This window comes from Ignicoccus sp., from assembly GCF_056435145.1.
In genome coordinates this window covers 24,872-50,549 of sequence record NZ_JBWNMZ010000003.1, presented here as the reverse complement: position 1 = coordinate 50,549, position 25,678 = coordinate 24,872, and the positions used below count along the sequence as shown (strand labels likewise).

Annotated in this window: 31 protein-coding genes and 1 tRNA gene; 14 read left to right on the top strand and 18 right to left on the bottom strand. The window is 52.0% G+C overall.

Features of this window, described 5'->3' with window-relative positions; genetic code table 11:
- Window positions 1–540 precede the first annotated feature (540 nt).
- From AC1HCZ_RS01370 to AC1HCZ_RS01355, 4 genes are read right to left on the bottom strand one after another with little or no spacing between them, the layout of a single operon-like run.
- Entirely contained in the window at window positions 541–774 is a 234-nt protein-coding gene (locus AC1HCZ_RS01370) for a hypothetical protein (protein WP_479461751.1), read from the bottom strand.
- 14 nt (window positions 775–788) lie between these two features.
- Window positions 789–1,385 carry a hypothetical protein gene (locus AC1HCZ_RS01365; RefSeq protein WP_479461750.1) on the bottom strand — a complete coding sequence of 199 codons (597 nt, stop codon included), beginning with the start codon at window positions 1,383–1,385 and terminating at the stop codon, window positions 789–791.
- Window positions 1,373–2,293: an ArsA family ATPase gene (locus tag AC1HCZ_RS01360; protein ID WP_479461749.1), complete on the bottom strand. Its 921-nt coding sequence runs from the start codon at window positions 2,291–2,293 to the stop codon at window positions 1,373–1,375. Before AC1HCZ_RS01360 ends, AC1HCZ_RS01365 begins: the two co-directional genes overlap by 13 nt.
- 13 nt (window positions 2,294–2,306) lie before the next feature.
- Entirely contained in the window at window positions 2,307–2,567 is a 261-nt protein-coding gene (locus AC1HCZ_RS01355) for a DUF7990 family protein (RefSeq protein ID WP_479461748.1), read from the bottom strand.
- Between the two features lie 133 nt (window positions 2,568–2,700).
- Between AC1HCZ_RS01355 and AC1HCZ_RS01350 the strand changes: the two genes are divergently transcribed.
- From AC1HCZ_RS01350 to AC1HCZ_RS01340, 3 genes are all read left to right on the top strand, one after another.
- The gene (locus tag AC1HCZ_RS01350) at window positions 2,701–4,485 is read left to right on the top strand and encodes a carbon starvation CstA family protein (RefSeq protein WP_479461747.1); all 1,785 of its coding nucleotides are present in this window, start codon (window positions 2,701–2,703) and stop codon (window positions 4,483–4,485) included.
- 49 nt (window positions 4,486–4,534) lie between these two features.
- Window positions 4,535–4,822, top strand: coding sequence for a hypothetical protein (locus AC1HCZ_RS01345; RefSeq protein ID WP_479461746.1), 288 nt, complete (start codon window positions 4,535–4,537; stop codon window positions 4,820–4,822).
- Between the two features lie 67 nt (window positions 4,823–4,889).
- The gene (locus AC1HCZ_RS01340; protein WP_479461745.1) at window positions 4,890–5,207 is read left to right on the top strand and encodes a hypothetical protein; all 318 of its coding nucleotides are present in this window, start codon (window positions 4,890–4,892) and stop codon (window positions 5,205–5,207) included.
- Here AC1HCZ_RS01340 and AC1HCZ_RS01335 read toward each other — a convergent pair.
- Both AC1HCZ_RS01335 and AC1HCZ_RS01330 read right to left on the bottom strand, forming a co-directional pair.
- On the bottom strand, window positions 5,204–5,752 hold the full coding sequence (locus AC1HCZ_RS01335; protein WP_479461744.1) for a hypothetical protein: 549 nt from the start codon (window positions 5,750–5,752) through the stop codon (window positions 5,204–5,206). The two genes, AC1HCZ_RS01340 and AC1HCZ_RS01335, sit on opposite strands and share 4 nt — an antisense overlap.
- A 97-nt stretch (window positions 5,753–5,849) precedes the next feature.
- The gene (locus tag AC1HCZ_RS01330) at window positions 5,850–6,572 is read right to left on the bottom strand and encodes a hypothetical protein (protein ID WP_479461743.1); all 723 of its coding nucleotides are present in this window, start codon (window positions 6,570–6,572) and stop codon (window positions 5,850–5,852) included.
- Window positions 6,573–6,610: 38 nt separating this feature from the next.
- Here AC1HCZ_RS01330 and AC1HCZ_RS01325 point away from each other — a divergent pair, with 38 nt between their 5' ends.
- Together AC1HCZ_RS01325 and AC1HCZ_RS01320 are read left to right on the top strand one after the other, a co-directional pair.
- Window positions 6,611–7,561: a CBS domain-containing protein gene (locus AC1HCZ_RS01325; RefSeq protein ID WP_479461742.1), complete on the top strand. Its 951-nt coding sequence runs from the start codon at window positions 6,611–6,613 to the stop codon at window positions 7,559–7,561.
- A gap of 283 nt (window positions 7,562–7,844) precedes the next feature.
- Window positions 7,845–8,504, top strand: a complete 660-nt coding sequence (locus AC1HCZ_RS01320) for a hypothetical protein (RefSeq protein ID WP_479461741.1) — start codon at window positions 7,845–7,847, stop codon at window positions 8,502–8,504.
- Here AC1HCZ_RS01320 and AC1HCZ_RS01315 read toward each other — a convergent pair.
- Genes AC1HCZ_RS01315 through AC1HCZ_RS01300 form a run of 4 tightly spaced genes read right to left on the bottom strand, consistent with a single transcriptional unit; the run spans window position 8,494 to window position 11,685 of the window.
- Entirely contained in the window at window positions 8,494–9,402 is a 909-nt protein-coding gene (locus AC1HCZ_RS01315; protein WP_479461740.1) for a hypothetical protein, read from the bottom strand. The genes AC1HCZ_RS01320 and AC1HCZ_RS01315 overlap by 11 nt on opposite strands.
- Before the next feature lie 23 nt (window positions 9,403–9,425).
- Window positions 9,426–10,499, bottom strand: coding sequence for a hypothetical protein (locus AC1HCZ_RS01310; RefSeq protein WP_479461739.1), 1,074 nt, complete (start codon window positions 10,497–10,499; stop codon window positions 9,426–9,428).
- Entirely contained in the window at window positions 10,475–11,221 is a 747-nt protein-coding gene (locus AC1HCZ_RS01305) for a hypothetical protein (RefSeq protein ID WP_479461738.1), read from the bottom strand. The genes AC1HCZ_RS01310 and AC1HCZ_RS01305 overlap by 25 nt, the downstream gene beginning before the upstream one ends.
- Window positions 11,222–11,226: 5 nt before the next feature.
- Complete coding sequence (locus tag AC1HCZ_RS01300) at window positions 11,227–11,685, bottom strand: hypothetical protein (protein WP_479461737.1); 459 nt, start codon at window positions 11,683–11,685, stop codon at window positions 11,227–11,229.
- 148 nt (window positions 11,686–11,833) lie between these two features.
- Here AC1HCZ_RS01300 and AC1HCZ_RS01295 point away from each other — a divergent pair.
- Window positions 11,834–11,910 (top strand) — tRNA-Ala (locus tag AC1HCZ_RS01295).
- On the opposite strand, the gene AC1HCZ_RS01290 is transcribed toward AC1HCZ_RS01295, so the two are convergent.
- Both AC1HCZ_RS01290 and AC1HCZ_RS01285 read right to left on the bottom strand, forming a co-directional pair.
- Window positions 11,889–12,725, bottom strand: coding sequence for a hypothetical protein (locus AC1HCZ_RS01290; RefSeq protein WP_479461736.1), 837 nt, complete (start codon window positions 12,723–12,725; stop codon window positions 11,889–11,891). The two genes, AC1HCZ_RS01295 and AC1HCZ_RS01290, sit on opposite strands and share 22 nt — an antisense overlap.
- A 3-nt stretch (window positions 12,726–12,728) precedes the next feature.
- Window positions 12,729–13,292, bottom strand: a complete 564-nt coding sequence (locus AC1HCZ_RS01285) for a hypothetical protein (protein WP_479461735.1) — start codon at window positions 13,290–13,292, stop codon at window positions 12,729–12,731.
- A gap of 245 nt (window positions 13,293–13,537) precedes the next feature.
- Here AC1HCZ_RS01285 and AC1HCZ_RS01280 point away from each other — a divergent pair, with 245 nt between their 5' ends.
- From AC1HCZ_RS01280 to AC1HCZ_RS01270, 3 genes are all read left to right on the top strand, one after another.
- Window positions 13,538–14,416, top strand: a complete 879-nt coding sequence (locus AC1HCZ_RS01280; protein ID WP_479461734.1) for a VIT1/CCC1 transporter family protein — start codon at window positions 13,538–13,540, stop codon at window positions 14,414–14,416.
- Window positions 14,417–14,473: 57 nt separating this feature from the next.
- Entirely contained in the window at window positions 14,474–14,962 is a 489-nt protein-coding gene (locus AC1HCZ_RS01275; RefSeq protein ID WP_479461733.1) for a hypothetical protein, read from the top strand.
- A 195-nt stretch (window positions 14,963–15,157) separates the two neighbouring features.
- Window positions 15,158–15,922, top strand: coding sequence for a hypothetical protein (locus AC1HCZ_RS01270; RefSeq protein ID WP_479461732.1), 765 nt, complete (start codon window positions 15,158–15,160; stop codon window positions 15,920–15,922).
- A 7-nt stretch (window positions 15,923–15,929) separates the two neighbouring features.
- On the opposite strand, the gene AC1HCZ_RS01265 is transcribed toward AC1HCZ_RS01270, so the two are convergent.
- Window positions 15,930–16,769 carry a class I SAM-dependent methyltransferase gene (locus tag AC1HCZ_RS01265; protein WP_479461731.1) on the bottom strand — a complete coding sequence of 280 codons (840 nt, stop codon included), beginning with the start codon at window positions 16,767–16,769 and terminating at the stop codon, window positions 15,930–15,932.
- 24 nt (window positions 16,770–16,793) lie between these two features.
- On the opposite strand from AC1HCZ_RS01265, the gene AC1HCZ_RS01260 reads away from it, so the two are divergent.
- From AC1HCZ_RS01260 to AC1HCZ_RS01250, 3 genes are all read left to right on the top strand, one after another.
- A complete protein-coding gene (locus AC1HCZ_RS01260) occupies window positions 16,794–17,822 on the top strand; it encodes a DHHA1 domain-containing protein (protein WP_479461730.1) in 1,029 nt (342 codons plus the stop codon).
- A complete protein-coding gene (locus AC1HCZ_RS01255; protein ID WP_479461729.1) occupies window positions 17,803–18,000 on the top strand; it encodes a DUF167 domain-containing protein in 198 nt (65 codons plus the stop codon). Before AC1HCZ_RS01260 ends, AC1HCZ_RS01255 begins: the two co-directional genes overlap by 20 nt.
- Window positions 18,001–18,074: 74 nt before the next feature.
- Window positions 18,075–19,865, top strand: a complete 1,791-nt coding sequence (locus AC1HCZ_RS01250; protein WP_479461728.1) for a V-type ATP synthase subunit A — start codon at window positions 18,075–18,077, stop codon at window positions 19,863–19,865.
- Between the two features lie 74 nt (window positions 19,866–19,939).
- Here AC1HCZ_RS01250 and AC1HCZ_RS01245 read toward each other — a convergent pair whose 3' ends face one another.
- Window positions 19,940–21,250, bottom strand: coding sequence for a DUF2070 family protein (locus AC1HCZ_RS01245; protein WP_479461727.1), 1,311 nt, complete (start codon window positions 21,248–21,250; stop codon window positions 19,940–19,942).
- A 19-nt stretch (window positions 21,251–21,269) separates the two neighbouring features.
- Between AC1HCZ_RS01245 and AC1HCZ_RS01240 the strand changes: the two genes are divergently transcribed.
- Window positions 21,270–21,491 (top strand): hypothetical protein, encoded by a 222-nt coding sequence (locus AC1HCZ_RS01240; protein ID WP_479461726.1) that lies wholly within the window; start codon window positions 21,270–21,272, stop codon window positions 21,489–21,491.
- Here AC1HCZ_RS01240 and AC1HCZ_RS01235 read toward each other — a convergent pair whose 3' ends face one another.
- Both AC1HCZ_RS01235 and AC1HCZ_RS01230 read right to left on the bottom strand, forming a co-directional pair.
- Entirely contained in the window at window positions 21,492–21,644 is a 153-nt protein-coding gene (locus AC1HCZ_RS01235) for a hypothetical protein (protein WP_479461725.1), read from the bottom strand.
- Window positions 21,645–21,646: 2 nt separating this feature from the next.
- Window positions 21,647–21,973, bottom strand: coding sequence for a hypothetical protein (locus AC1HCZ_RS01230; protein ID WP_012123442.1), 327 nt, complete (start codon window positions 21,971–21,973; stop codon window positions 21,647–21,649).
- A gap of 100 nt (window positions 21,974–22,073) precedes the next feature.
- On the opposite strand from AC1HCZ_RS01230, the gene trpS reads away from it, so the two are divergent.
- Complete coding sequence (gene trpS / locus AC1HCZ_RS01225) at window positions 22,074–23,213, top strand: tryptophan--tRNA ligase (RefSeq protein ID WP_479461724.1); 1,140 nt, start codon at window positions 22,074–22,076, stop codon at window positions 23,211–23,213.
- On the opposite strand, the gene AC1HCZ_RS01220 is transcribed toward trpS, so the two are convergent.
- Both AC1HCZ_RS01220 and AC1HCZ_RS01215 read right to left on the bottom strand, forming a co-directional pair.
- A complete protein-coding gene (locus AC1HCZ_RS01220; RefSeq protein ID WP_479461723.1) occupies window positions 23,200–24,630 on the bottom strand; it encodes a replication factor C large subunit in 1,431 nt (476 codons plus the stop codon). The two genes, trpS and AC1HCZ_RS01220, sit on opposite strands and share 14 nt — an antisense overlap.
- Window positions 24,627–25,616 (bottom strand): replication factor C small subunit, encoded by a 990-nt coding sequence (locus tag AC1HCZ_RS01215; RefSeq protein ID WP_479461722.1) that lies wholly within the window; start codon window positions 25,614–25,616, stop codon window positions 24,627–24,629. The genes AC1HCZ_RS01220 and AC1HCZ_RS01215 overlap by 4 nt, the downstream gene beginning before the upstream one ends.
- Between the last annotated feature and the right edge of the window lie 62 nt (window positions 25,617–25,678).

The following is a 25,678-nucleotide window of genomic DNA, read 5'->3' as shown; positions in this document are numbered from 1 at the left end:
CTTTCTATCCTCTCTTGAGACTCCACCGAGCGCTTCCGTATAAAGCTCCAAGTTCCTTCCCTTAAAAGGCTTTCGTTCTACCGCTTCCTTACAATTCCCAGCTATTTTTCTCTCCATTTAAGAAATTTTCCTCTGCCCTTACCCCCAAGGCCTTGGGCGTTCCCATGAAAGGATATAAGGGGGTTGAGAAATGAGAATAGTAATGGTACGGTTTCGAATATAGCGTGTTCCCACGGGCTCAATGAGGAAAATGGAAATGATGAGTGAGAAAAAGTTGATTATTTGTAATACCAGAGTTGTCTTAGAGAATTCGAAAACTATACAAAAGCGACCGTAGAAACGTACATCAGTTGTCTATCCGTCTTAATAACGATGATATATCGAGGTACAAAATATATGATGTTACAAAACGAGATTCCTAACGCTCCATTATTATTACTCGAAAGGCTACCTTGAGAACTTTGTGAGTTAGGAACGATCGAGGGCTTCTTTCTCGGCATGTCTCTAAGCGATTGAATAAGACGAAAAGTTCTCTAGGTCTCAACTTTTGCTTACCTTTATCCCCATCCACTTAGCGACCTCTATTAGGGCCGTTAGCAGCCTCCCCCTTGGCTCGTTCACCACTTTCACCTCCTCGGACGCGAGGACCTCTATTATGAGTGAGGCCATCTTCCTAGCGTCGAGTTCGTCTCCTAACCTTACCTTTATTTCGCAACCCCCTTCCTCGCACACGTCCCTGCATCCGGAGTGACAGACCTCTACTAACTTCCCCACCTATAGGCCTGCTCTCAGAGGGCCTTAACGGTTTTGAGGGCTCTGCTGGCTATGATTTCGACTAGCCCCGGACGAGGCTTGGCGAAGAGATAAAGTACGTTGGTTTCGGGGACTAACGAGACGTGGAGTACTTCTGGCAGCAATAGCTCTGAGAACGTCTCCTTTGCGCGAAGGTCGTTGACCAAGTACGTCTTCTCGCCCACATTTACTTCGTAGATCAGCTTCTCTTTCAAGTCTGGCGCGCTGTACTTAATTACTTTAGGGTCGACGACGTGGAACTCCTCGTTGACTTTCTTATTTAGCCTTAGAACTAAGTAGAACCGGTCATGCTTTAGCGTGAGCATTGATATCGGGTAGTAAAGCAAGCTTTCCCTCGGCATCAGAGCCACGGAGGCTTCAGCCTTGTACACTTCCGGCGCGTCTAACAAGAACTCGGCTTTGAAGCCGCTGTAAAGTCCCAACAAGACGTAGTTTTTGTCGACAGGCCTCAGGGCCCTTTCCAACTCCCGCACGTATTCCCTCATTAAGATTAAGTTCTGCTTACGCCCCCTGAAGAACTGGTATGTCGTGGCCCCCGCGAGGGCAAATATAGCGACCATTATGAACGACAAAGCGCGCCGCCCCAGACCTCGTTTCCTACGTCTTTCAGAGCCTTGATCCCCTTGGGCGGGGGTACCAAGTATGGTACCTTTATTATTACATATTCTTTGAATTCCTCGTTTATTTTTGGCAACCACTTCCCTTGTTCCTCGATGATCGATTTCAATATATTTTCCTCGTATTCTCCGGAGACTATTTTGTTGACTACGACTCCGCAGAGCGGTATCCCGAACTTCGTCAACACGTCCTTTATCCTCTTAGCCTCCAGAAAAGGCATCTCTTCGGGATTAAGCACCACTATTACTACGCTTTTCCTCGGGTCTTTCAGAAAATTTTTTATTCTCTTGTTCTTCTCGGACTCCTCCATCAATATCTTTAATACTTGGTCCTCCCCCTCTTCATTTAAAATCTTTCTCCTCTTGATTATCTGCTTTCTCAGCTCGATCAACCTTTCTAACCATTCCTCCATTATTTCCGGCAATAACAAGACTCTGACCGACAGGCCCGTGGGGGCGTGATCTATTACTAGATAGTCAAAGTCTTTTAAGTTCATAAACTTCTCCAAGACCTCGAGCAGCGCTTGCTCCTCCACTCCGGGGACGTACTCCAAGACCTTCAAGATATTATCCAAGTTATAAACCTTTAAGTATTTGTAATGATCCTGAATCTCGTCAATAACCTTCCTTACGTAAGATGAGATTATGTTGTCTACGTTGGGTTCTGCAGCGAACAAGTTAGGGGCGACCTCTCGCGGTTCCTCCCCCACTTCTGAGCCCAGCACGTCGCCCAAGTTATGGGCTGGGTCCAAGGAGACTATCAACGTCTTCCCTATCTCGCTTAAGAGCGTCGCTTGTATTGCTGAGGAGGTCGTCTTTCCGACGCCTCCTTTACCCATGAAGTGGAACACCTTCTTTACCACCTTCGGTCACCCCCTACTCTATGTCGAACCCAAGTATGCCTAGCTGGTCGTCCAACCTCTCTGCCCTATCTATCATTATTAGGAGCTCCCTTTCCATGTATGGCATTAGTTTCAAGCTTAGCGGGGGCGGCACTACCGGGTACCCTACCAAGAAACCGAGGGTTATCAAGGCGAATAGGTGTTCCAATTCCTCCAACTCCGATTCTATATATTCTGTAGCATTGAGCTTAAGTAACTCATTTATAGTTTCTACGAGGAATCTCAGCAACCTCAAGCTATCACCGCGCCGAAGCTCGTCCGACCTCGACTGCAGAGAGGTTTATAGGGAGTTACCAAGCGGGCGCCCCAAATCTATAGTAGAGGTAATAAGTTCCTCGGCGACATTTCCTAACAGAGGTGGGCCAGTAATGGTAACGACGACCGTACTGGTCGTAATAGCCTTGATCATATATGCCGTCACCTACTACACCTACGGGAGGAGGATCCTCGAGAGGAAAGTGGTGAAAGCCAGCCCTGACAGGGAAGTCCCGGCGAAGAAGTTCCTGGATAACGTGGACTACGTCCCGACGAACAAGTACGTCTTAATGGGCCACCACTTCGCCTCCATAGCCGGCGCCGGTCCGATAGTAGGGCCAGCGATGGCTATGGGTTGGGGCTGGTTGATGCCGATATTGTGGATATGGTTCGGCAACGTATTCGTAGGCGCTGTTCACGACTACTTGTCGCTCATGGCTAGCGTGCGCTACGACGGTAGGAGCATTCAGTGGATCTCGGGAAGGCTGATAAGCAAGAAAATGAGCAAGGTATTCTCAGTATTCATTTACTTCGCGCTATTATTGGTCATAGCGGCATTCGGCGCCGTGATAGGCCACTTGTTCGTTAAGATACCTATGGTCGCCACGGCGTCTATGACACAGATAGCGCTGGCAGTCGTGTTAGGGTACTTGATGTACCAAAAGTCACTCAAGCCCGTCCAGTCCGCTGCGATAGCGGTTGTCTTAATATTGATTAGCATCCTAATAGCAGAGAACTTCCCGATAAAGCTAAGCTACAACGACTGGGTCTTGATACTACTCGCGTATACTATAATAGCTGCCAGCTTACCTGTGTGGGTATTGCTACAGCCGAGAGACTTCATGAACTCCCTACTGCTTTACTTCGGCTTAGCAATAGGCGTCGTGGGTTTGATAGCGTTATTCGGCGAACTCAAGGCCCCAGCCTACACGAGCTTCGACGCACCGGTGCTGGGCGTAAACTCGCCCTTCTGGCCCTTGGTGCCCCTGGTCATAGCTTGCGGCGCACTCAGCGGCTTCCACAGCTTAGTGGCCAGCGGAACCACCTCCAAACAGCTGGACAACGAGTTGAGCGGCTTGCTGGTGGGCTACGGCTCGATGTTCGCTGAGGGCTTATTGTCTACTTTGGTGGTAGCTTCTATAGCCGCGATGTTACCTTTGATGCTTCTCAACCCCCAAGCGTACGACGTTAAGTTGAACCTCTCCCCAGAAGTGATACAAAAAGTCTTGGCCGACCCCGTCGAGTTCGGTAAGAACTACCCAGCCATAATGAAGACCTTCGGAGGACCGGCCGGGATTTTCTCCGAGAGCTTCGGCGCTGCCGTGGGCACCGCGCTCCACCTCCCGGTAAAGGCTCTCTCGCTCTTCGCGGGCCTCTGGATAACTTCCTTCGCGTTAACTACCTTAGACACCACCGTGAGGCTCGCCAGGTTCACTTGGAGCGAGCTCGTGGAGGAGCTAAAGTTCGGAAAGAAAGTGCTTTCCAACGCTTGGGTAAGCTCCTTGATAGCTGCTGTGCTAGGGTTCAGCTTGGCGCTCAGCGGCGCCTACCTAGTGCTGTGGCCAGCCTTCAGCGGGGTTAACCAGATGCTCGCATCCATAGCTATGATGACCGTCGCCGCTTGGGTGGTGAAGGACTTGAAGGCTCCCAAGCGCTATCAACTTACCGTGTTAGCCCCGGCGACGTTCTTGTGGGTCACCGTCACCTTAGCTCTCTTGCTGTACGTCGCTTACGTAGCGCCGGCTACCATAGCCGCCAAGGGCGGCGTCACGCTGGTTGCCGTGGAGACGATAACAATAATAGAATTAGTGTTCAACTTCTACTTACTGAAGGAGTTTATAAACATGATGAGAAAGGAGGCAGCTAAACAGGCTGTGGAGGTCAAAGTTTCTACATAGAGTAATTTTTTAAATAGAGCATAAAGTGGAGAGTGGAGGGATAAGGGTCGTGAGGAAGGTAGTATTCGCTTTGTTGACGTTAATGGTATTAATGCCCGCAGCTTTCGCGGCTGAGGGTAGGGCAGGGAGCGATCAGTACTTAACCGATACGGTCTTCGCTAAGTACCAAGCGTTAGGCGTTTTGCTTTCGGGTTCGATAGTGTCTGCAATAGCGCTTATCTTGGGGCAGCTCAACACTGGGCTCGCGATACTGTTAGGATCTGCCATCATGGCTACAATATCTTATCTAATAACGATATTCCTGTTACGAATAGCTAGGATGATTACTTGTTGCTAATCCTAATTTTTTCAAAGCCTTTCAGAAACTCCCTTCAGGGGTTGCGCCTCTCACACTTCCTAAAACCTTGTGTGCAACATCAGTCCCGGTGGGCGCGGACTTGTTAGCCAACACCACGGCAGCCAAAGTTTCTGCGCTTTCCTCCTTCGTGCTGAATTCGAGCATATCTTTTTCTTTGCTCAACTTACTTCTACTAATCTATATGGTAATGCCGATAATAGCCTTGATCTTGTTCTTTAGAGACAATGAGTATGCGTTGTTCTCAATAGTGATGGTAGAAGGCATTATATGGTTAATAGCTATAGGCGTCGTATTAGGCGGGATAAGGGACTTCGACAAAAAGCTGGTATCCTTGTTGCAAGACGTGCTGAGAATAGCTGGTTAACCCACTTTTTCGAGAACTATGTAGCACTTGTTATTTTCTTTATCTAAGATCGGGTAGGCGACGAAACCCTCTTTAACGAATTTCTTCTGAGAGGGCTCCCTGATGGGTCTGACCTTCAGCCCTAGTCCCGCCGAGATTCCAGCCACTATGCCGACATAAGGAGCCGCGGCTACCTCATCGACTGGACACTTGTTCAATATAAACTTAAGTATGCCCTTCTCCTCGTCGTACTCCATAGGGATCAGGCCGATGTCCCCTATAGTTCCGTACTTGCTGGTTTCTTGATAGAGCTGAATGTGACATTTCTCGTTCAGTTCCTTTATCTTGCTTAAGGCATCGACCTTTTCGTCATCTTTTAAGAAGCCTAGGCTTTTCGCCATTTTCGGTATAGCTCTGCTAGAAGTACCCATGACTATCTTCGTTATGACTCCATAGGCAGCGTCCCCTAGGACGTCTCTTAGCTCTTTCGGTAAGGCGTTGAACGTTATTTCCCGGAAATAAGTCTGGTAAAAGAACGCTATCCATTCTAAAACTTTGTCTTCCATGGCCACGCTACCCTTGGGTCCTTATTTGAGGGCCAGCTAAAGAGGTTCCGGGCTCGGAGCTTGGCCCCCGCTCATCTATCGCCGCTTTTAACCCTCTTCATCGCCCCCGGGACATCCTGATCTTGGTGAGGGCTTCCTTAGCCAGCTCTTCTGCCCTCTCCCTCAGTTTGGCCCTCAAGAATCCGTAGCCCAGCAGCTCTTCAGAAAGCTCCACCGCCTCGGCGAGCTCGGCACAGCTGCCCCTTGCGCTCATTAACGAGAGGACTCTCCTCGCCAGTTCAGCATCCTTCCTCGTTAGCTCCCTCAACTCCTTTAAGAACTTCTCGTCCACAGGGTCCGACTTCCTCACTTTGATTACCGTATAGGGCGTTCTTACTTCTCCCTCCTTGTCGCCTTTGTAGAAGGAAGCCGATATCCCGGCCTCGTTGAGCGCCGTAGTAAGCTTAAGGGCTTCCGAGAAGGCGTCCACCGGCCCGCACACGTTCGGCCACCTCTTCTCGACCTCTAGTTCCAAGCCCTTTGGCCTTTTGCCACCTAAGCGGGACGCTATGGCCTTGGCCACTTCTCTGCTTAGCCAACAAGCTTTCGAGGGCTTGCTCAAGTACTCCTCGTAGGCCCCTCGCGGGTCGTCCCCGTAGAGTGCCCTCAGCGCCGCCCAAGCCTTCTCTGTAGGCATGAAGATTGCTAAGGCTACCGGGAGAGGGCTCAAGGGGAGTTCCACCCCCTCGCAGCCTCTGTACACCAAGATGTTCGGTGGCCTCACCGAAACCACAGCGCCCAACAGCTCCTCCAGCAGGCGCGTGCTCTTCTTATAATCCATGATGTGCGACCGTGAGCCGGAAGGACGGGGTGGATATATTGCCTGAGAGGGTTGAGGAGGTAAGAGTTAAGGAGGAGAGGAAAGCGGTTCTCGTGCCGGAAGAAGTCCCTGAAGAGCTGACCTTGGGCAAGGTCTTACAAGTGAGGGAGGCCGCCAGGGCCCCCGCGGTGGTAGTGTATAACAAGCACGAACTTTTAATAAATTTGAAGCCGCTCGTGAGGAAGACAGACGAAGAGGTGATCCCGGTACTGAGGGACCCCTACACTAAGAGGACGGACGGATTCGTAACCCAATTCGAGTTGATGGTGCCCACTTCTCACCGCTCTCGGTTCAGTGTCCTAGATTTTATGCATGAATTCCCAATGTTTAAGCCGAACGACGACTTATTGCGCGTGGTGAAGGAACTCGAGGACAAGAAGGTCAGAGGGGCTCCAGTCGTCGACGAGGAGGGCAAGCTGGTAGGCGTGGTCGACTACTTCGACTTGTTGCGGCTGCTGAAGCACGGCTTGCCCGGCAAACCCGAGCTAAAGGTGAAGGACATCATGAGGACCGGCGAGGAGTACGTGATAGATTGGAACGAAAAGGTGAACAAGGCTTGGCACAAGTTGATAAATAAGTTCTTGCCGGGGCTGGTAGTAGTCGCGAAGGAGGAAGAGAATAAGGTCAAGGGAATAATAACTTACAAGGAGTTTGTAAAGACTAACAGGTGGTTTATACATAGAGAAGGAGAACACATGAGCGTTCCGATGGCCAAAGTGAAAACTATAATGATGAGAGGAGTGCCGTTCCTCAGCCCGGAGGATGAGGCCCTCGTGGCTCTGGACAAGTTCCTAGTGTTAAGGGAACCCGTAATTCCGGTCGTCGACGAAGAAGGAAAGTACGTGGGAGCCCTCTTCGTCGAAGACTTGGTGCGCGCGCTGGCGAGGTTGCCTAGGAAGGTCGCCGAGAAGGCCGAGGCGCTCGAGGCACGCGAAAAGGAAGCCTCTTAGCGGAGCGTTCTCCTTTTCGTCAGAAGCCCCCGGCAGCGGCGGCCTTGTCAGGGGACACAGCGAAGCAAGCCATCAGCTTTCCTCCGAACCTCGCCTTCGCTACTAGGTTCGACTTTCGTTGAGTTTAGAGCGCTCCTTTGTCCCAAAACCCCTCGGCCCTCATGATAGTGAGGGCTTACTCTCTTCGGCCTCCGCCCGTGACGCTCCAAGTACCCATTGACCGTTAGGCATCAGCGACGAAAACTAATACATAAGTTATCGAGCCGCGGCGGGGTTCAGAGCCTTGCCTAGACACGACGACCCTAGGTACTTGCTGGCTTGGTGGGGTCTGGAGAAGGTAGAGAGGGTCGCCAGGAGCCCGGGGAGGCCCGTGGACAAGGGAAGGCTTACCAAGCTCGTGAAAGGGGCGTGGGACGAGCTGAAGCGATTGCGTTGGAGCGGCCTCCCGGCCGAGATGGCCTCCCAGAACGCCCTTACCCTTTCCGTGCTGGCTTCCGAATTGAAGGAAGTTTTGGGATTGGGAATAGAAGAGAGGGACGAACTTAAGGCGAGGGCGTCCTGGGCCTTGGGCTACCTACAAGCCTTGCCGACCCTCCTTAAGTTGGGGGAAGAGGTGAGCCCGGGCAAGGCTGTCCTGGTGTTCTCCGGACGCGTGCTGTCCGTTAACGATCACCCTAACGCAGACAAACTGAAGGTTACTAGGACAAGCTTGGGAAAGGTTGCTATTACTGTAGTAACTAACATAGGCGACGTAAAGGGAGGAGAGGTGAGGGCTGTGGCCCTGTTACCCCCCACGGACTTGAGGGGGGTCGTGAGTTGGGGCATGTTCTGTTCAGAACCTTTAAGTTTGGAGGAGGGAAAGCCCTATCCACCTTACGACGAAGGGGCCGTGGGGGCACAAGTGGAGCCGCTCTTGAAGGAAGCAACGAGAATCAAGAAGTGAGGAGCAGTGACAAAGAGAAAACTATAACTGCTATGCTTATTAGTATTGGCAAGTAGTTTATCTTCAAGGGCGGGAAAGAGGGGCGTAGGAGCTCGACCTCCGACCCCCCTATCTTTGCTCTCTTCACCCCTCCCTTGAAGACGAACCTAAGCGCCTTAACCTCATGAGGCCCGAGCCTCAAGGACCCCTCGAAGCCCTCCTTGCCGGAGGGGGCCCAAGAACTTTCCATTACTTCGGATTTGTACCTTGCACACTTGTACTTCACGATCGGGACCCTTTGCGTCCTAACGCATCTCCACTCCTCGCAAGAGACGGGCACGTTTACCTTAAGCTTGCACCGTTCTGAACACTTTTCGTTGATGCAGACGACTCTCTTCTTGGCGCACGTCTCGACGTAGCGCCACTTGATACAAACCCTCTCCACGCATTGATCGACGTAACTCAGCTCAGCTACCTTCTCGACACAGACGGACTTCTTCAAGTACTTAACCGCCCCCTCGCCGACTACTTTTATTGGGACTTCTACTTCCTTGTCACACAAGTTCTCTACTATCAAACCGACTACCTTGCCGTTCCCGGAAGGGCGGGCCGTCGCGTCGACGCACTCCTTTGGGTTTAAGATAACTTCGTCTACCAGTTGCGATTCATAGTAAACCTTCACTTTTATGAAGGGAGAGCTCCTCGGGAAGAGGAAGGTCGCCCAAGCCCTCCCCTCCCCCTCAACTGTTAGGACGTAAGAGCTCCCCTCGAGCTTCACCGGACCGATCGTGGAGTAGGGATTTACGTCCGTCTCCACCCTAACTTCGACGTGCCCCGGGCACGTTACGGAGACGCTGAGCTTGAGCTCAGATTCGTTCGAAAGCTCGACGTACGAGTGGCTCAGTTGTACACAACCCAAGGCAACGGTCGAGAGCGCTAACGCTAGGAGAAGAGCTTTACTAATGCTAGTATTAACAACGCTAGCGTTACCGCGTAAAACGCTACCGTTACCGGGTAGGCGGCGTTGGGGACGAACCATGGCACCGTCAGCTCCTCGTTTCCCGCCCTAACCACGGCCAAGGGCACTTTTACTTTATCCTCCAAGAAACCGAAGTAAAATGCCGGCGTAATGTTGGAGAAATACGTCTTAACTATTTTAGTCTCGTGCGGTCCCAGCTTCAGTTTGAACGTGACGATCTTCCCCATAGCCTCTCCGTCGCCCGCGAATTCAACACTCTTAACCTTTGCACAGTAGCTGAAGAGCTTTGGAACTTTTATCCACCTGAGACACGTCCACTCCAAACACGCCGGAACTCTCTCCAATATTACATCTTTACGTCGTTCAACGTTCGATCCATCCTTGACGTAAATGATTTCTACTAGCTTCGTGACCTTGAAGTCGCCCAGGCCCCAAGTCCTACAAGTCAGCAGCGGCCCTCCGCGCGCTTCCGCGCAAGTTAGAGACCAGTATATCTTACTCCTCTCCTCGGAACAATACTCGACGTACGCCTCCGGAGAGGGTTCGGCGTAGAGGAACCTAACTGAGACCGACGCCGTCGCCTCCTCTCCGCAAACGTTGTGGAGCGCCACGCTCAGCTCTCCGTAGCCGCTTTTAACCCCTTCTATCTGGTCCTCCAAGCTCTGCGCGCTCGCGGTGACGGAGAGACAGCTCCCCACGCCGACGGCCCCGGAGGCCACCGGGCGACCTTCGTACAGCAGTTCGTACTCCACACTGGCTTCAGAGTTCGCCCCGTTCAAGGTCAGATAAAAGATCTTGACGTCACCTTGGCTGAGGAACCCTTCCCACTGGGCAACGCCGCCGGAGACCTCTTGGAACCCCGAGACGGCACTCACGGAGGCCCCGGAGACCTCGGCCCTAAGCCCGTACTCGCCCGCACAAAGGCTAGCCAAGACAAACTTTATAGTATTACCTTCCGTCTCAGTTTTCACTGTCACACAGGCATTGAGGAACGCCGCCAAGGTTAACAGAGTTAGCGCCAAACGAAGGAGGCACACGGGCTCCCACCCGAGTAAGCGGTCAGCACGTAAGGACTCCCCTTCACCTTCGCCGGTAAGAACGTCACCGTCTCCCCTTTGAGCTTTATCAATAAAAGGCTCGAGGACGGTGTAGGGTTGAAAATGAACAGATCCCTCTTCACAACTTCGCAGAAGGACAACCTAACGGGATAGCTCGCCCACTCGACGCAGTTCCGCTCCAAGCAGACCCTCTTCGCCTTGCAGCTTCTCACTAGCCAACCCTTTCCGCTCTTTTCCTTGCACTCGAGCTCCCCCACAGGCGCGCTCTTCGCGCAAGCCGTCTTCCTACACTTAGGTACGTAAACCACTTCTTCCCTCTTCTTGATACACTTCTCTTTTACCTTGCCCTTGAGGAACACTACGCCCACTCCGCTTATTAAGAGGTCGCCTCTGCCGAAGGCCTTGATTACGAAGCCCCCTCCCGCCCTCTTGATGGCTACCACACAACACCGACCGTCCGAGCAGCTAGCCGCTCCCTTCCACCCTTCGTAGAGGAAGAGAGCCTTGGAGTTCTTACAAAGTTTAAGCAGAACGCCCCTCGAAAGCGCGGTCGAGCTGCCACAACCGTCGAGGATCAATATTTTGAATTCGGAAGGGTCGTCAACCGTAACGTTTACTACGTATAGACCGTTGATTTCGAAGACTTCGAAAGATATGTCGGCCAGTTGGGCGAGCGCGGCGAGGGTCAATACGGTGAGCAAAGAGCTTACCTTGCGGACGACATCCTACACCCATTTAAAACGCTCTCATAATAGGATGTCTTCTGACTCGCCTCAACAACTTCGTGCTTCAAATATCTTGTCAATTCCAGCTTGTTGGACCTGATTTTGTCAACTATATTAGAGAGGAAACAGAAGACCTCGAGATAGGGGTTTTTCGTATCAGTAGTACACTTCACTGTAGGTAAGCCCTCCAGAACTTTCGCTGCTTTCTCAAGCTCCCCCGCGGTGCAGTTGAGCTGGCTCACGAGGATTTTCATTTCTTTCACTACCTTAGCTAACTTTAACACTTTTTGAACTTCTGGAGGCCCTTGGACAGTCTCGTAAGCGAGGCCGTCTAAGGTCTTCACCTCTTTTAGCAGCTCGGCTGTGTGGTTGGCCGCGGTACAGAACTCTAGCATCGAGGTGTAGTAGTGGAAGTAGTTAGCGAAGGCATTGACGTACAACCCTCCCCTCGATAAAAGAGATGTGAGCGTCGAGTTGAGCGTTAGGCAAACTTGGAGCGCGAGGCTCAGAGGGTCCACTCCCCTTCCCTGTGGACGGCGTCCTTACGGTATAATTAAATTTATAAGCCGGTCAGGAGCCTAGCCCGGCGGGCCGGTAGCTCAGCCTGGAAGAGCGCTCGGCTTGCACCCGAGAGGTCCCGGGTTCAAATCCCGGCCGGTCCACCACCTCCCTCCAGCTCGCTTGTCCTCTCAGGAGCCTCGGGCAGAAGTAGGTACCCCAAGACCTTCCTCCTCTGGGCCACTGCTAAGACTTTCACCCAGTCCATACTCCTCACGGCGCCCGGAAATCGGAACTCGCTCACTAAGTTACCGTTTACGTCCATAATTACAACTCTCTTCCTACCCCTGTCCCCCACGGCTACCAAGTCGCCCAGCCAAGCGATGCCCGTCACTTCTAAGCCCTCTATTTCCCTCACCACATCTTTCCCGTCCAGTAGGAGGAGCCCCCTAGGGACGGCCGCCGCTATTAGAGGACCTACGGAGACCAGCTCGACCCTCCCTACATTTACTCTCTCTCCTCCGACGAGGAGGCCCTCCTCGGTCCCTACGACCACCTCGTCCTTCCAGTCAAGGCTCAAGGCTTTTGACCTAATTTTTATTTCATTAACAAGCTTCATTTTCCTCTCCGATTCATCCCACTCGAACGTCGCGAGCCTTCGCGTGGTTAGGACGGCCACCTTGTCTCCGTTGAAAGCGCAGTCTACTCCCTTTCCATTTAAGCGCACCACGCCGGAGGGCTTGCCCCTCTTGTTTTCGAATACGAATAGCGCGTTTTCCGCTGGAAAGAGAGCATAGTGGGCGTTCACACAAGGCCTTCCCAGACGAGTCCCTCTGTAGTACTTCTTGGCTAGGAGCTTCCCGTCCGGCCTTATCAAATAGGCCGTGAAGTCGGCGCTGACAGCCACGTGGCCCTCTGGGCCCTCTCTCACCAAGGGTTCGTCGCTATTCACCTTTCTGGTCCACAAGTGAACCAGATTCAAAGCTCACCTTAACGCTTTGACCTCTTTGACCTTAAATACTAGGACGTCCCCCTCTGGGACCTCGGCCTTTACGTTTACCCTTTCGTTCCCATTGCCCTTGAGCCTGAGGTACTTCCTTATTATCGACGCGACTATGAGGGCTTCCGGGCTCAGAGTGAAGAACTTCACTCCCCTATCCCTTAGTATTTCGTAAGTGGGCTTGAAGACGGAACCCTTGATCTCAACGTGCCACTCGTCTCCCTCTTTCTTAACATTAACTTCCTTTGCTAACTTCAGTTCAGAGAATACCTTCGAGATGGCCTCCTCAGGCTCGTCGAAGTTCAGACCGCCTACGACTTGTTCTACATACTTGCTGAGCAAGTCCCCCAGCTCTTGGAGGAGCATTTGACTGAGGGCGTTCGCTCCTGCCCCTAAGGCCTTAGTAATTGCTATTTGGTACGCAGCTACTATTCCGTTGACGAGAGCCGGACTCAAGCACACATCTTCACTTTCTCTCAATATCTCAACCTCGTGTCTCATTGTTTCATCCGTCAGCTTATCAGTAGACAGGCTATTAACGTTGCTCACACTTCTCACCCCCCCCCCCCATTCGACTAATATCGATCGTTACATTAGTCACACGCAAGGTCGATTCCCTTCAAGAGGTTAGCTCTGATGTAGTGTAATAAGTTTGGATGCAGACTTGAGAGCATTTTACATCACGATACAGTTTTAAGTGCTGAGAGTCCAAGCCGGACCCTTCTAAATTATGGGAAACTTTGAGCCCTTCCTTATTTTTCGTCCCTCTGCGCCGGCCAGTAGGTGTGGACTTATTGAACAGAAGAGATGTGGCAGAGGCGGGTTGTAAAGCAGAGAAAGCGGCGTGGCTCGTGTATTCAGAGTTGGCAAAGATGGAGAACGACGAAAAGACAAAAAGTCTGTTGAAAGAACTGGCCGAAGATGAGAGGAGACATTACGAGTTCTGGAGGTCTGTGCTCGGGAGGGACTGCGAGGTCAAGGTCAATAAACTCCTATTGAAGATAATGAGAAAAATATTCGGGCTATTTTTCATCTTAAAGAAAATGGAAAGTGGTGAGGAGGTGTCGGTGGACTTCTACAAGAACTTGCTCGAGTCCGAAGAATTCGCCGAGGAAAGGGATAAAATAATGAAAATACTGGACGATGAGTTAAACCACGAAAAGAGGTTAGTAGAGGTGGTTGAAGACGCGAGGGCGAAGTACATCGGATACGTAGCCTTAGGTCTGGCCGACTCCGTGGTGGAGATAACCGGCGTTCACGCTGGATTTTTGGGAGCCACTGACAACCCGGTGGTGGCAGGAATGGCGGGCTTGATCGTCGGGTTCTCCGCCTCGCTCTCGATGGGTAGTGCCGCTTACGTACAAGCGAAGCACGACCCCTCCGTGAGGCCTCCTGTGAGCGCGGCCGTCACTATGTTAAGTTACATACTGTCAGTTGTAATGTTGGCCCTTCCTTATTTCTTAATAAACAACGTAGTCATCACTTTCGTTACGTCTTTAGTGATAGCTATGTTAATAATGGGCGCGTTCATCTATTATAGCGCTACAATACAGGGGAAGGACTTCAAAAAGGAGTACTTGGAGACGGTTGGCTTGTTGGTAGCAGCAGCGATAGGCAGCTACATGTTTGGTAAGGTGCTTGAAGAATTGTTCAATATAAAAGTCGTAGAGTAGTCGGACACCCCAATACTTAAGTTCCGTGACGCCACTTTACTGGCGCGGTGAAGCGTATTGAGGAAAGGAGCATTCACCTTGCTCTTAGCGGTTCTACCAATTCTAGCGAACAACTACGTAGCTTTGACCCTCAAACCCGGCGCAGGTGACATAGTTATGACCTATACTTACAACATAGCCCTAACTGTAGGCCCCTTCTCCTTTACGACCCAAGGCGTTAAAGAGGTTCCCAACGTACCGATTACAACAACTATAGATATTAAACACACACCTACGCTAATCGGTAGGTTAGAAGTAACTGGCAGAATAAACGTAACAGCTGAGGATTCCTTGGGGAACGCCGCTACGGGTTCCAAAGAGTTCGTGTTGACTCTGGAACCCAACAAGACGGCCTCCCTTGACATTAACATTACCTTGAGTAATGGTGGCGAAGTCGACGCGAAGATGGTTATGTACGCAGCCAAACTTTCCATTCCATTCGCCGGAATAGCCGCCCTTGGGGCGGCCGCCCTCTTAGGGGCTAGTAGGAGAAGGAGGCAGAGGTAAGGTAAAGTAAGTATAATAACGTCGATCCTTCCTTTTTTAACAACTCTAGTGTACAGACGTGTCGTCAAGACTCAAATCTATCCTTCCCTCTTAAACCGAGGGTGAAGGCCTCTGAGCTCTGTCGACAACGTTCCCAACAACGCGGCCGACGCCTTTGCTGGAACCGACAGCCCGCCTAGGATGGAAAATATACAAATGAGGATAGGGAAGGGACGTATACCTAAGTACATACAAATAAAAACTTTCCTCAAACCCCCAACAATCAAACCGACCGAAGCCGAGAGGTGGACAAACGTACTGCACAACGCCGATGCCAACGTCTTGGAGGACGTCTTGACCCGGCTGTGGCCTGAAGAGGACTCGCGACGAAAGGAGAACTTCTCTGTACGTTTAGCACACTTCTTAAGTTTGATTATTAGTTTTAATAGTTTAATTAAATCGATTGCAGAGTCGACGACGCCTGGCTCGCCGACCCGTCAGGAAGCGGAGCTCCTATATCAAGAGGGAAAAATGCTGCTGGATTCTGTTTTGAAGAACATTATAATTGGATGTGGACGTTCGGGATCGTTATCCGAAGTAATATTATCGATTAGGAAACTTACGGACACATTGAAGGAGCTCGACAAAGAGACTTTGATTAGGTTCAGCAAGAAGGATCTAGAAAAGAGGAAACAGAATGTAGTCAGTATTAGAATATCCTTGATTATGTGCGATGAAAACGGCATAAAGATCGACCTTCCGCGAGAGCTCGGAAAGTTGTTCATGGGAATAGACAAGTTGGCGCCAGCGGTCGGGCTGAAGACTAGGGGACTTAAGACCAAATTGTTCGAAATTGCCATATTTTCTTTCCTTGACGCTGAACTGCCCGAGGAAGATAATCCAGAAACCTTCATATTAAAGTTCTTCAAGAATGTAGAGGAACAGAGCGAAAAGTACGCCAAGGCCCTAATCAACGAGTGAGTGGCTCCTACCAGCGGGTTTTTCGTGCAACCACGCCGAGCGCCTCTGGCGCCCTCCTAACCTCTTCGAAGCCGGCTTCCCTCAACCTCTCCATAACCCCCCTTGCCAAGTCCACCCCGCTGCGCCTCTTGGGGAAACCGGTGTAGTGGAACAGTAGCCCTCCCCTCTTTAGAACCCTGTACAACTCCTCGTAAAATTTCCTCGAGTATAACTCCCCTGCCATAGTGATTACTGGGGGGTCATGGATTATTCTGTCGAACGTCTCATCGTCTATCTTCTTTATAAACTTAGTTATGTCGTCGTTATGTATTTCGGCTTTGACCAGCTCCCAAGACCAAGGGTTCCACTCTGCTAGCCGTATCACGTTGGGGTCCTTTTCCACTGTAACTACTTTCGCCCCTTTCTTCATGCTTGCTATTGCTGTGTAACCCAAACCCATACACGTATCCAAGACTTTGTGGCCGACCCTCACCCTCGCGCTCTTTACCTTGGATAAGGCGTCCCTCCAAGGATCAGTGCCCATTATCCGGTGCATGTGTATACCGTCTATCTCGAGTGTGGGCGGGCCGGGTTCCTCGAGCCCCCTCAACTTGTAAAAGTGATTCGAACGCTCGATCAAGGGTAAGAAACCGTCGGGGGTCACGGCGTGGAGGGTGTCGCCCATGCGCTCTATCACGTACTCTACCTCCTCTGCCGGAACCTCCAGGCCGCTCACCGTTACTGCGTCCCCGGAGCTCCGCACCTCCAGCACTGCTCCCCACTCGTCGACCTTGCCGCTTGGGAGGAGACGCTCCAACCACTTACCCGTGAGCACCGGAACCCTCTTAGGGACAAAATCCACCTTCACGAGACCACCGGGGCGTGAAAAGCTGTGCCTTCAGTAATTTGTAGGCTCTGTAAGCTCAAGAGGCCCGTTAAGAGGAGTAAAGTTGTCGTGGTCCACCACAACGACTTCGACGGTATAATGGGCGCTGTGGCCCTATTCAGGCTCCACAGTTCGGACGACTTCGTCTCAATAAGCACGTCGCGGAGAAAAGTACTAAAAAGCTTGAAGAAGGCCATAAGCGAAAGACCGGACTTGCTCTACGTCGTTGACATAGGACCGAACGATCATGAGCTGGACGAGTTAGAGAGACTTCTGAAGGACAGAAAGTTCAAGCTCGTGTGGATGGACCACCACAAGTGGAGCCAGAAGACATTAGAAAAGATGAGGCTCATCGTGGACGAGTTGATCTACGATCGTTCCACTTGCGGAGCGGGGCTGGCGGCGAGGTACGCGAAGGAGAGGGGAGCAAAGCTATGTGACTGCTGTGAGGAATTGGTCGAGCTGAGCTGTGATATAGACTTGTGGATTAGGAAAGATCAAAGAAGCGAGAAGATGAGCCTAGCCCTCGGGAACAAGAGGTGGAGGAGGTTCCTAATTGACAAGCTGTGGAAGTGTGTGGGCTGGGACGCGGACTGGGAGGAAGCGTACGAAGAAGCGGTCAGAAGTATGGAAGAGAGCTTACAGAAGTACTTGAAGAGGGCTGTTGAGGGGGAGGTAGACGGAATAAGCTACTTGTTGGTGCCGATCAAGTTGAAGGACGTAGCGCACGTGTCATTCATGGCCGAGGAAATAAGGAAAAGGAAGACTTACGACGTCATAGCATTCATCAGCGACGCGGGTAGCTTACACATGAGGAGGGGCACGGAAAAGGTCGACTTGAGCGAGTTAGCCAAGGAGTTCTCCGGCGGCGGCCACCCGGCTGCCGCCGGGGGCAGCTTGAACTACAGTTTGATAGACAAAATAATGCACAAGCTATTCCTAGTAGTTAACGAAAAGAAATTCGAACTCGGCTTGAGAGCGTATTCGGAGAAGGCCCATGTTAATAAAAGTGTGCGTGAAGCCGAACTCTCCTAAGAGCGAAGTCGTTGGGGAGGAGGACGACTGCTTGGTAGTGCGCGTCGCCGCTCCGGCCGAGGGAGGGAAAGCTAACAAAGAGTTATTAAAGATATTGAAGAAATATTTCAAGGCCAAGAAGGTTGAGATAGTTAGGGGACACACGTCCAGAACCAAAATAGTGAGGGTTGTAAGTTGAACCCTCCCCCCCTTCCCTCCAACGGACAAGTCGTTTTAAGGCGCTGGGAAGAGCACCAGAGAGGAGGTAAAGGTATGGCAGTCAAGGGCAAGGTTCTTAGAATACGTGGGCCAGTAGTCATCGCCGAGGACATGCAAGGAGTGCAAATGTACGAGGTCGTTGAGGTCGGCAAGGACGGCCTGGTGGGGGAGGTCACGAGGATAACCGGGGACAAAGCAGTAATACAAGTGTATGAGGACACCACCGGCATAACTCCCGGGGAGCCCGTGGTAGGCACGGGCTCGCCCTTCAGCGTAGAGCTGGGGCCGGGCCTCCTTAGTCACATATTTGACGGCATACTTAGGCCTTTGGAGAGCATCCACGAAGTCGCGAAGTCTCCATTCATAAAGAGGGGTATCAAGGTACCTTCGCTTGACCGCTCCAAGAAGTGGGAGTGGCGCCCCAACCCGGAGCTCAAGCCGGGAGACAAGGTGAGTGGCGACGACGTCTTAGGCACCGTCCCAGAAACCCCTCTGATAGAACACAAGGTCATGGTTCCCCCGAACGCAGTACCCGTAGACAAGGCGGCCACCCTCAAGTGGCTCGCTCCGGCCGGCGAGTACACAATAGAGGACACCATAGCCGTCATCGAATACGAAGGGAAAGAAGTGGAGCTTAAGATGTACCACCGCTGGCCGATAAGGAGGCCCAGGCCGGTTAAGGAGAAGTTCGAGCCCGTGACCCCCCTGATAACTGGTGTCAGAGTCCTCGACACCTTGTTCCCCATGGCAAAGGGCGGGACAGGGGCCATACCCGGTCCCTTCGGCTCCGGCAAGACGGTCACCTTGAGGACCTTGGCAGCTTGGAGCGATGCCAAGGTGGTCATATACGTCGGTTGCGGCGAGAGAGGAAACGAGATGACAGATGTCTTGGTTAACTTCCCCCACTACAAGGACCCGTGGAGCGGCAGGCCGTTAATGGAGAGGACTATACTAGTTGCCAACACCTCTAACATGCCCGTAGCCGCGAGGGAGGCCTCGATCTATGTGGGAGTTACCTTGGCCGAGTACTACCGTGACATGGGCTACGACAGCCTTCTGATAGCCGACTCCACGTCCAGGTGGGCAGAGGCCCTCAGGGACATAGCGGGAAGGATGGAGGAGATGCCCGCCGAAGAAGGCTTCCCGCCCTACTTGGCTTCCAGGTTGGCAGAGTACTACGAGAGGGCGGGCAGGGCGAAGATCCCCGGCAAGCCTGAAAGGGTTGGGAGCGTCACCATAGCTTCCGCCGTCTCCCCGCCGGGGGGTGACTTCAGCGAGCCCGTCACCAGCCACACTAGGAGATTCGTGAGGGTGTTCTGGGCCTTGGACGCCAGCTTGGCCTACGCTAGGCACTACCCAGCAATTAACTGGTTAGTATCCTACAGCCTGTACGTAGACACCGTAGCCAAGTGGTGGCACGAGAACATAAGCCCCAAGTGGAAGGAGTACAGAGACGAAATGATGAACATACTCCTCAAAGAGGACGAGTTGAAGGAGATAGTGAGGTTAGTGGGGCCGGAGAGCCTCAGCGAACCCGACAAGCTGATAATAGAGACTGCAAGAATAATAAAGGAGGCGTTCCTCCAACAGAACGCCTTCGACCCCATAGACGCGTTCTGCTCCCCCAAGAAACAGTTCCTCATGATGAAGATAATTATCGACTTCTACAGAAAAGCAAGAGAGCTAGTTAATGCCGGCGTGACCGTGGCCACCATAAAGGAGGCAGTGAAAGAGGAGGTGGCGGAACTGATAAGGAGTAGGTTCACCGTGAGGAACGAGGAGCTAGAGAAGCTAGAGGACTTGTATGAAAGGTTCATGAAGAAGTTATCCTCTATGAGTTCCTAACCGCGTTTTTGTGTGCGATGATGATCATCCCGACCACTCCCGAGGGGAGATGGGGACGCGGTGGCTGTCTGAGCTTACAGCAGCAATGAAAGTATCACAGCCGAGGCGACCGCCGCGATCCCCATCTTCACCGATTTGATCGTAATGGCTTCAGCTTCCTCACTGATCATAGATTTGCCCATTGCAACGTACTTCACTTTGACGGCGGCTGTGTACACCCTCTCTTTAGTTACTTTTATCGTCTTGAAGCTCTTGAAGGACGAGGGCTCGTACGCGTTCCTTCCAAAGCCCGCGCAGCTGTGGTCGTCTACCGTACTGATTAAGTCTATCCCATCTAACACGTTCTCCCCCTTAACAGCGTTGTTGCCGAACGCCACGGCGTGCTTGAAGCGACCCCAGTCTATTAGGAAGCCCTTATGCTCGCACAGCCCCCTCCCCTCGAATTCGATCTCGTAAACCCTCGGCTCTTCCAGCTCTAACTCTTCAGTCGGCTTGCAAGAGCTCAACTCTTCCAGGAGCCTCTGAGGAGACGGCGAAGGGCCTTCGGCGTTATGTGGGTCGGCCACCTCACACCTCCACCTCACGCACGGCAAGTCGTCGGCGCCGGCAGGATGCTCTACCACGGCGACGCAGCCGTCCCTAAACGAGTAAACGTACACGTTAACTTCGTCTCCCTTCATCTTGGTCAGAGTCGCCCATCCCTCGCGTCCCCTCGGCATTCCCTCGACCAAGGCGTAGGTCTCCCACCTAGAGGCTGGGTTGTTTTCGTGTGAACCACACAGGCGGTGCGGCACTCCCCCGTTTATTGCCATTAGGTGAGGTAACGCGGAACCCATGGAATACCTCATTAGGCCGAAGTGAGCGTCTGTGAACACTAGGGGTCCCACCCTTATTTCCTTGGCTTCTCTCACAGTCCCTCTATCGTGGACGAACTTCTCTAGAGGCCAGTAGTCGTCCCCCATCCACGCCCTGAGCCACGCTATTCCGAAGTCCACGGTACCGACGAGCTTCCCGTAAACTACGACCAATATTATGGGCAACAAGGAGAAGATCGCCTCTGGGTGGGCGAGGTACAAAACGTTGGGTGCGATCAAAATTAAGATAGGGTTGGGAGAGTACAAGGTGGCGGTTGTGCCCTCGAAGAGGGCGGTCAAGGCGTGTTTCCCGGCTAGGGACGCGATCGAAGATAGGGTGACGAGGAACGCGAGTCTCCTCCCGTTCAACACCCTTTCTTCATAAAACAAGATTGAAAAGATAATTAAAGAGAGTAAGGTTAGAGGGTCCTTGAAGCTCAAGAAAGAGGCGGCGACAGCAGCCAGTGCGTAGGAGACCTCATCCCTTGGCAGCGTCACCAGCAGTTTGTAGTATTTTAGAAGCGCGTTCAAGGCCTTCCGGGGAAGGGTCTTGGCGAGAATTATTGTTGTTTATGACGGCACTAAGTACTGCTTTTACGAACTCAACGACGAAGGCAAGCGCGTCAAGAAGGAGTGTTGTAAAGAGGCAGTTCACGTGAGGTTGAGCGTTCCGTGCGAGCTGGAGGGCTACTCTGACGCACCCGGTTTCGTAGCGAGGTGCGAGGGGAGGGCCGAGTGTAGGGGCTCTACTCTCGCAGTTGTCGGAGCCTAGTTAGCACTTAACGCCCTCTATGCATATTCCCAGCTTGTTCATGGCGTTACACACTTCTTTGGAAGGGATAAGTGCTACGCCTCCCAGCTCGTTCTGAATTAAAAATAAGTCCCCGTACTTCTTAACTATTCTGGCCTTTATTACGCAGTTCAAGTTCACACCAGCGATAAGTCCATGAAGTCCATCGGGAGTCGCTTGCCTTTAGCCTTCAGTTCGTCGTACTTCTTCTCTAGGTACCTTATGAATACGGGACAACCGTCGAACTTACCCGCCCTGTCGCACTTGTAATCGAACTCCAAGAAGCACTTGCCGGTTCTCTTATCATAGTACGGACACAGTTTGTGATATTTCTTTGCAGATATCATTATCTGTCTTATCCATTTATACTTGGGGTCGTTCTTCTTCATTATATCTTCGGTCTCGGTATCGGTTATTTCTTCTAGGAGCTTTTCTAGATCTTTGTCGCTTACAGTCTTGGGCAAAGTACTCTCACCCCCGAGACCGGTACTACTCCGACTCTCTGGGGCTACGTCTTCGCTCGCCTAAAATAGTGTTGCGCCTTCCTCGGCTGGGGACAGTCCTTTGAACGGGGACCTCCAGAAGAGCACCGATTACGAGCGCTTGATCAAGGTTTTCGGAGTCACACCGCTTTCGGAGGACTTCTTAGCCCGACTCCCCGAGAGGCACAAACTGTTCGAAATAGGCTACTTCTTCGCCCATAGAGATTTCGATAAGATACTCGAGGAGTGGGAGAGGGGCGAGGAATTCGCAATTTTAACCGGGAGGGGGCCATCCAACGTAATGCACTTGGGCCATATGTTGCTTTTCGACTTCGTTTCTTGGATGCAGAAGACGTTCAAGGTCCCAGCGTACATACCCTTGAGTGACGACGAGAAGTACGTGTTCTTGAAGGTAGGCAGCCTAAGGGAGGCGGCGTTCTATGCTTATGACAATGCGCTCGACATAGCGGCTCTGGGGTTCGACGAGAGGAGGACGTACTTCTTCATTTCTACAAAGACCTTAGAAATATATCAGATGGCAGTCGAGCTAAGCACGGAAGTCACCTTGAGCGAGGTTAAGGCCGTTTTTGGTTTTGCGGACAGCGACAACCCCGGCAAGTACTTCTATTCCGTCGTCCAGTCAGCTCACATACTCTTTCCGACTCTCCGGAAGGGTTACCGCTCCTTAGTTCCAATAGCTATAGATCAAGACCCATACATAAGGCTTAGCAGAGATATAGCGGAGAGGAAGAAACTCCCCAAGCCTGCTGCGCTGCACAGCAAGTACTTGCCGGGACTAACGGGCGAACCCATGAGCGCCAGTAAGCCCGAGACGGCGATCTTTTTGGACGATCCTCCCAAAGTGATAAAGGAGAAAATTTGGAGGGCCTTAACTGGCGGCCAACCCACAGTGAAGGAGCAGAGGGAGAAAGGGGGAAACCCGGAAAAGTGTGTGGTCTTTAAGTGGTTACAAGCCTTCGTCTTAGATCCGAAGGAAGCGGAAGAGTGGAAAGCCCGTTGCAAGGGCGGCGAGCTGTTGTGCGGCGAGTGTAAGAGGAAGCTATACGAAAACGTATTGAGGATCCTCAAAGAGCACCACGAGAAGAAGTTAAAGGTGGCCGAGGAGGCGGACAAGTTCTTCTTACACCCCGTGGACTGGGGAGAGATAGATAAAGTAAGGGAGAAGACAGAGAAGCTCTTGGAACAACTCAGTCTTTCTTGAGCCACTTCAACAGCCCCGAGCCCTCACCGGAGACCTTCCGCCTCTTTTTGTCCTCCCCTCTGCTCGAGCCCTTTTCGTATTCCTTTTTGAGCTCGTTCACTACCTCACTCGCCTTGGCTCGCTCATCAACCGTTGTTGGCCTGAACCTCTTAAGTTCCTCAATTTGCCTCTTTACCAACTGATAATTCTTCTTTGCTAAGTACTTTATCATAGGTTCGCTCAGGTGGAGGCCAAGAGCTAGCCTAGCGAAGTAGCTCGGGTTCGTCTGGGCGATGAACCGCAACATGGGTATGATTTCTCTCCTCACGTAGGATTTGGACGAATGCGTCAAGATGGCCAAATGAGAGGCGAGTTCGTCCCTAACCCTCCTCTCCTCCTTCGTTCTGGCGAGCAGCACTATCTTCTCCGGATAGCTCCACTTAGCCCTCTTGTGGTACTTCGTCTTGGCCAGCGCCACCCCCGGGCCTAGCGCGTTGAAGAAGTAGGGCAACAAGGACCAATTCATAGTTCTCCTTATCCTACCGTATATAACGTCGGCCCTCGAGATAGCTTCTATTCCCCTCCACAAGTCATAAGGGTCGTCTCCGTACTGTTTGGGAACGTTCTCAGCTATCCACAAGAACAATGTTTCGTAGTCCAAGTCAGTACTGGTAACGGCCTTCTTCGCTTGCCAAGCATACTTGGAATAGAACAAACTTTGCAACATCTCCCAAGGGGTTAACACTCTGTCCCTTTCGACCAGAGAAGCAGCCACCAAGTCCGAGGTTACTTTGCCGTAGGCCTCGGCTACGGACTGCAAGTCGTTGATGGAGGCCCTCAAGTCACCCTTGTTTTTCTCTATGATGTAGTCCACAGCCTCCCTCTCGCACTCCACGCCCTCCTCCTCGCATATCTTTAGTAAGAATTCGCGGGCCTTGCTCTTAGGTATTCGTTTGAATTCCACTACTAAGCTTTCCTCCCTTATGGGCCTCAAATGGGCCCCCCACGGGTCGTTGGCAGTCATTACGATTGGATTCTTTGCCTTCCTTATCAGCTCAAGTATGGCTGAGACTGCCCCCTCGTCGCCTCTGGGCGACAGCCCGTCCACTTCGTCGAGTAAGATCAAGCGTCCCTTCCAAGGAGGTAAAGGCTTCTTTGTGGCCGCTGCTATCGCAACTCGCTCTATGTCGCCCTTCCTCCTGAAGTCACTCGCATTCATTTCAATCTTTTCCAAATTAAATTCGTTACATATAGCCTCGACCAAGCTCGTCTTTCCGACGCCCGGAGGCCCCCACAGCAGGGCGGCCTTCTTTTCCGGAGGGGTGCCGCTCAGCCACTTCTTGATCCAAGGTATTAGGACCTCTTTAGCCTTCTCTTGGTCTATTACGTCTTCCACCCTCCGTGGTCTATACTTTATGATCCAAGGTAACGCGCTCAAGCCCTTGCACCCCCTCTAAACTTGGGTCCCAGCAAGGCCAGCCTCGCCAAGAACGCTTGGAGCTGAACTTCGTCGTCCGCCCCCTCGGCCAGCCTGAACTGTACCTCGCCCGCGTAGTCCGCTAAGAGCACCTTGAGCTCCTCCGGTAGTTCGAAACTTCCGCCCATCAACTCCCTCTGGAACATTTTTAAAACGTCTAACCCAGAGAGGCCGTACTCTATCATTACGTCTCTTAACATCTTAGCAGACTTGGTGAAGTCCCCGTTAAGGGCATATTCGAGGATCTCCTTTATCTTGCTCGGATGGACGTAGCCTATTGCCTTATAAACGGCGTCCTTCGTTACCTTGCCTAAAGCGGCGGCGGCCTGAAGGATATTTATTGCTCTCCTCATGTCGCCTTCTGAGATGTGATATATCTCTTCTAGAGCCTCTTCGTCGTACGCGACCCCCTCCTTCTCGCATATGTACTTAAGGCGCTCTATGACTTTTTCCTTAGGCAAGGGACGGAAGCGGAAGTACACGCACCTCGACTGCACGGGCTCTATAATCTTGCTTGGAAAGTTGGCCAGTAAGATGAACCTGGTGGTGGTCGAGTACATCTCCATGAGCCTCCTGAGGGCTTGCTGCGCGTCGGCCGTCATGTTGTCGGCCTCGTCAAGTATGACTAGCTTGAAGGGCACTGTGGGAGGAGTCCTCGACCTCGCGAACTCCTTCACTTTGGTCCTTATGACGTCTATACCCCTTTCGTCGCTTGCGTTAAGCTCCAAGATGTACTGTCTATATTTTTCTCCATAAAGGTCGTGAGCGAGGGCCAAGGCCGCTGTCGTTTTCCCCGTCCCCGGAGGGCCGGCGAAGAGCATGTGAGGAACGTTCTTCTCCTCGACGAACTTTTTCAGCCTCCTTACTATGTCCTCTTGGTCTACTATTTCGTCCAAAGTCTTGGGCCTGTACTTCTCAGCCCACAAAAGCTCTTCTGGAGCGGACAAGGAGCCTTTTCCCCGGTACTCTTCGGCTGGACCGGGAGTATAACTGAACAGAGTACCGAAAG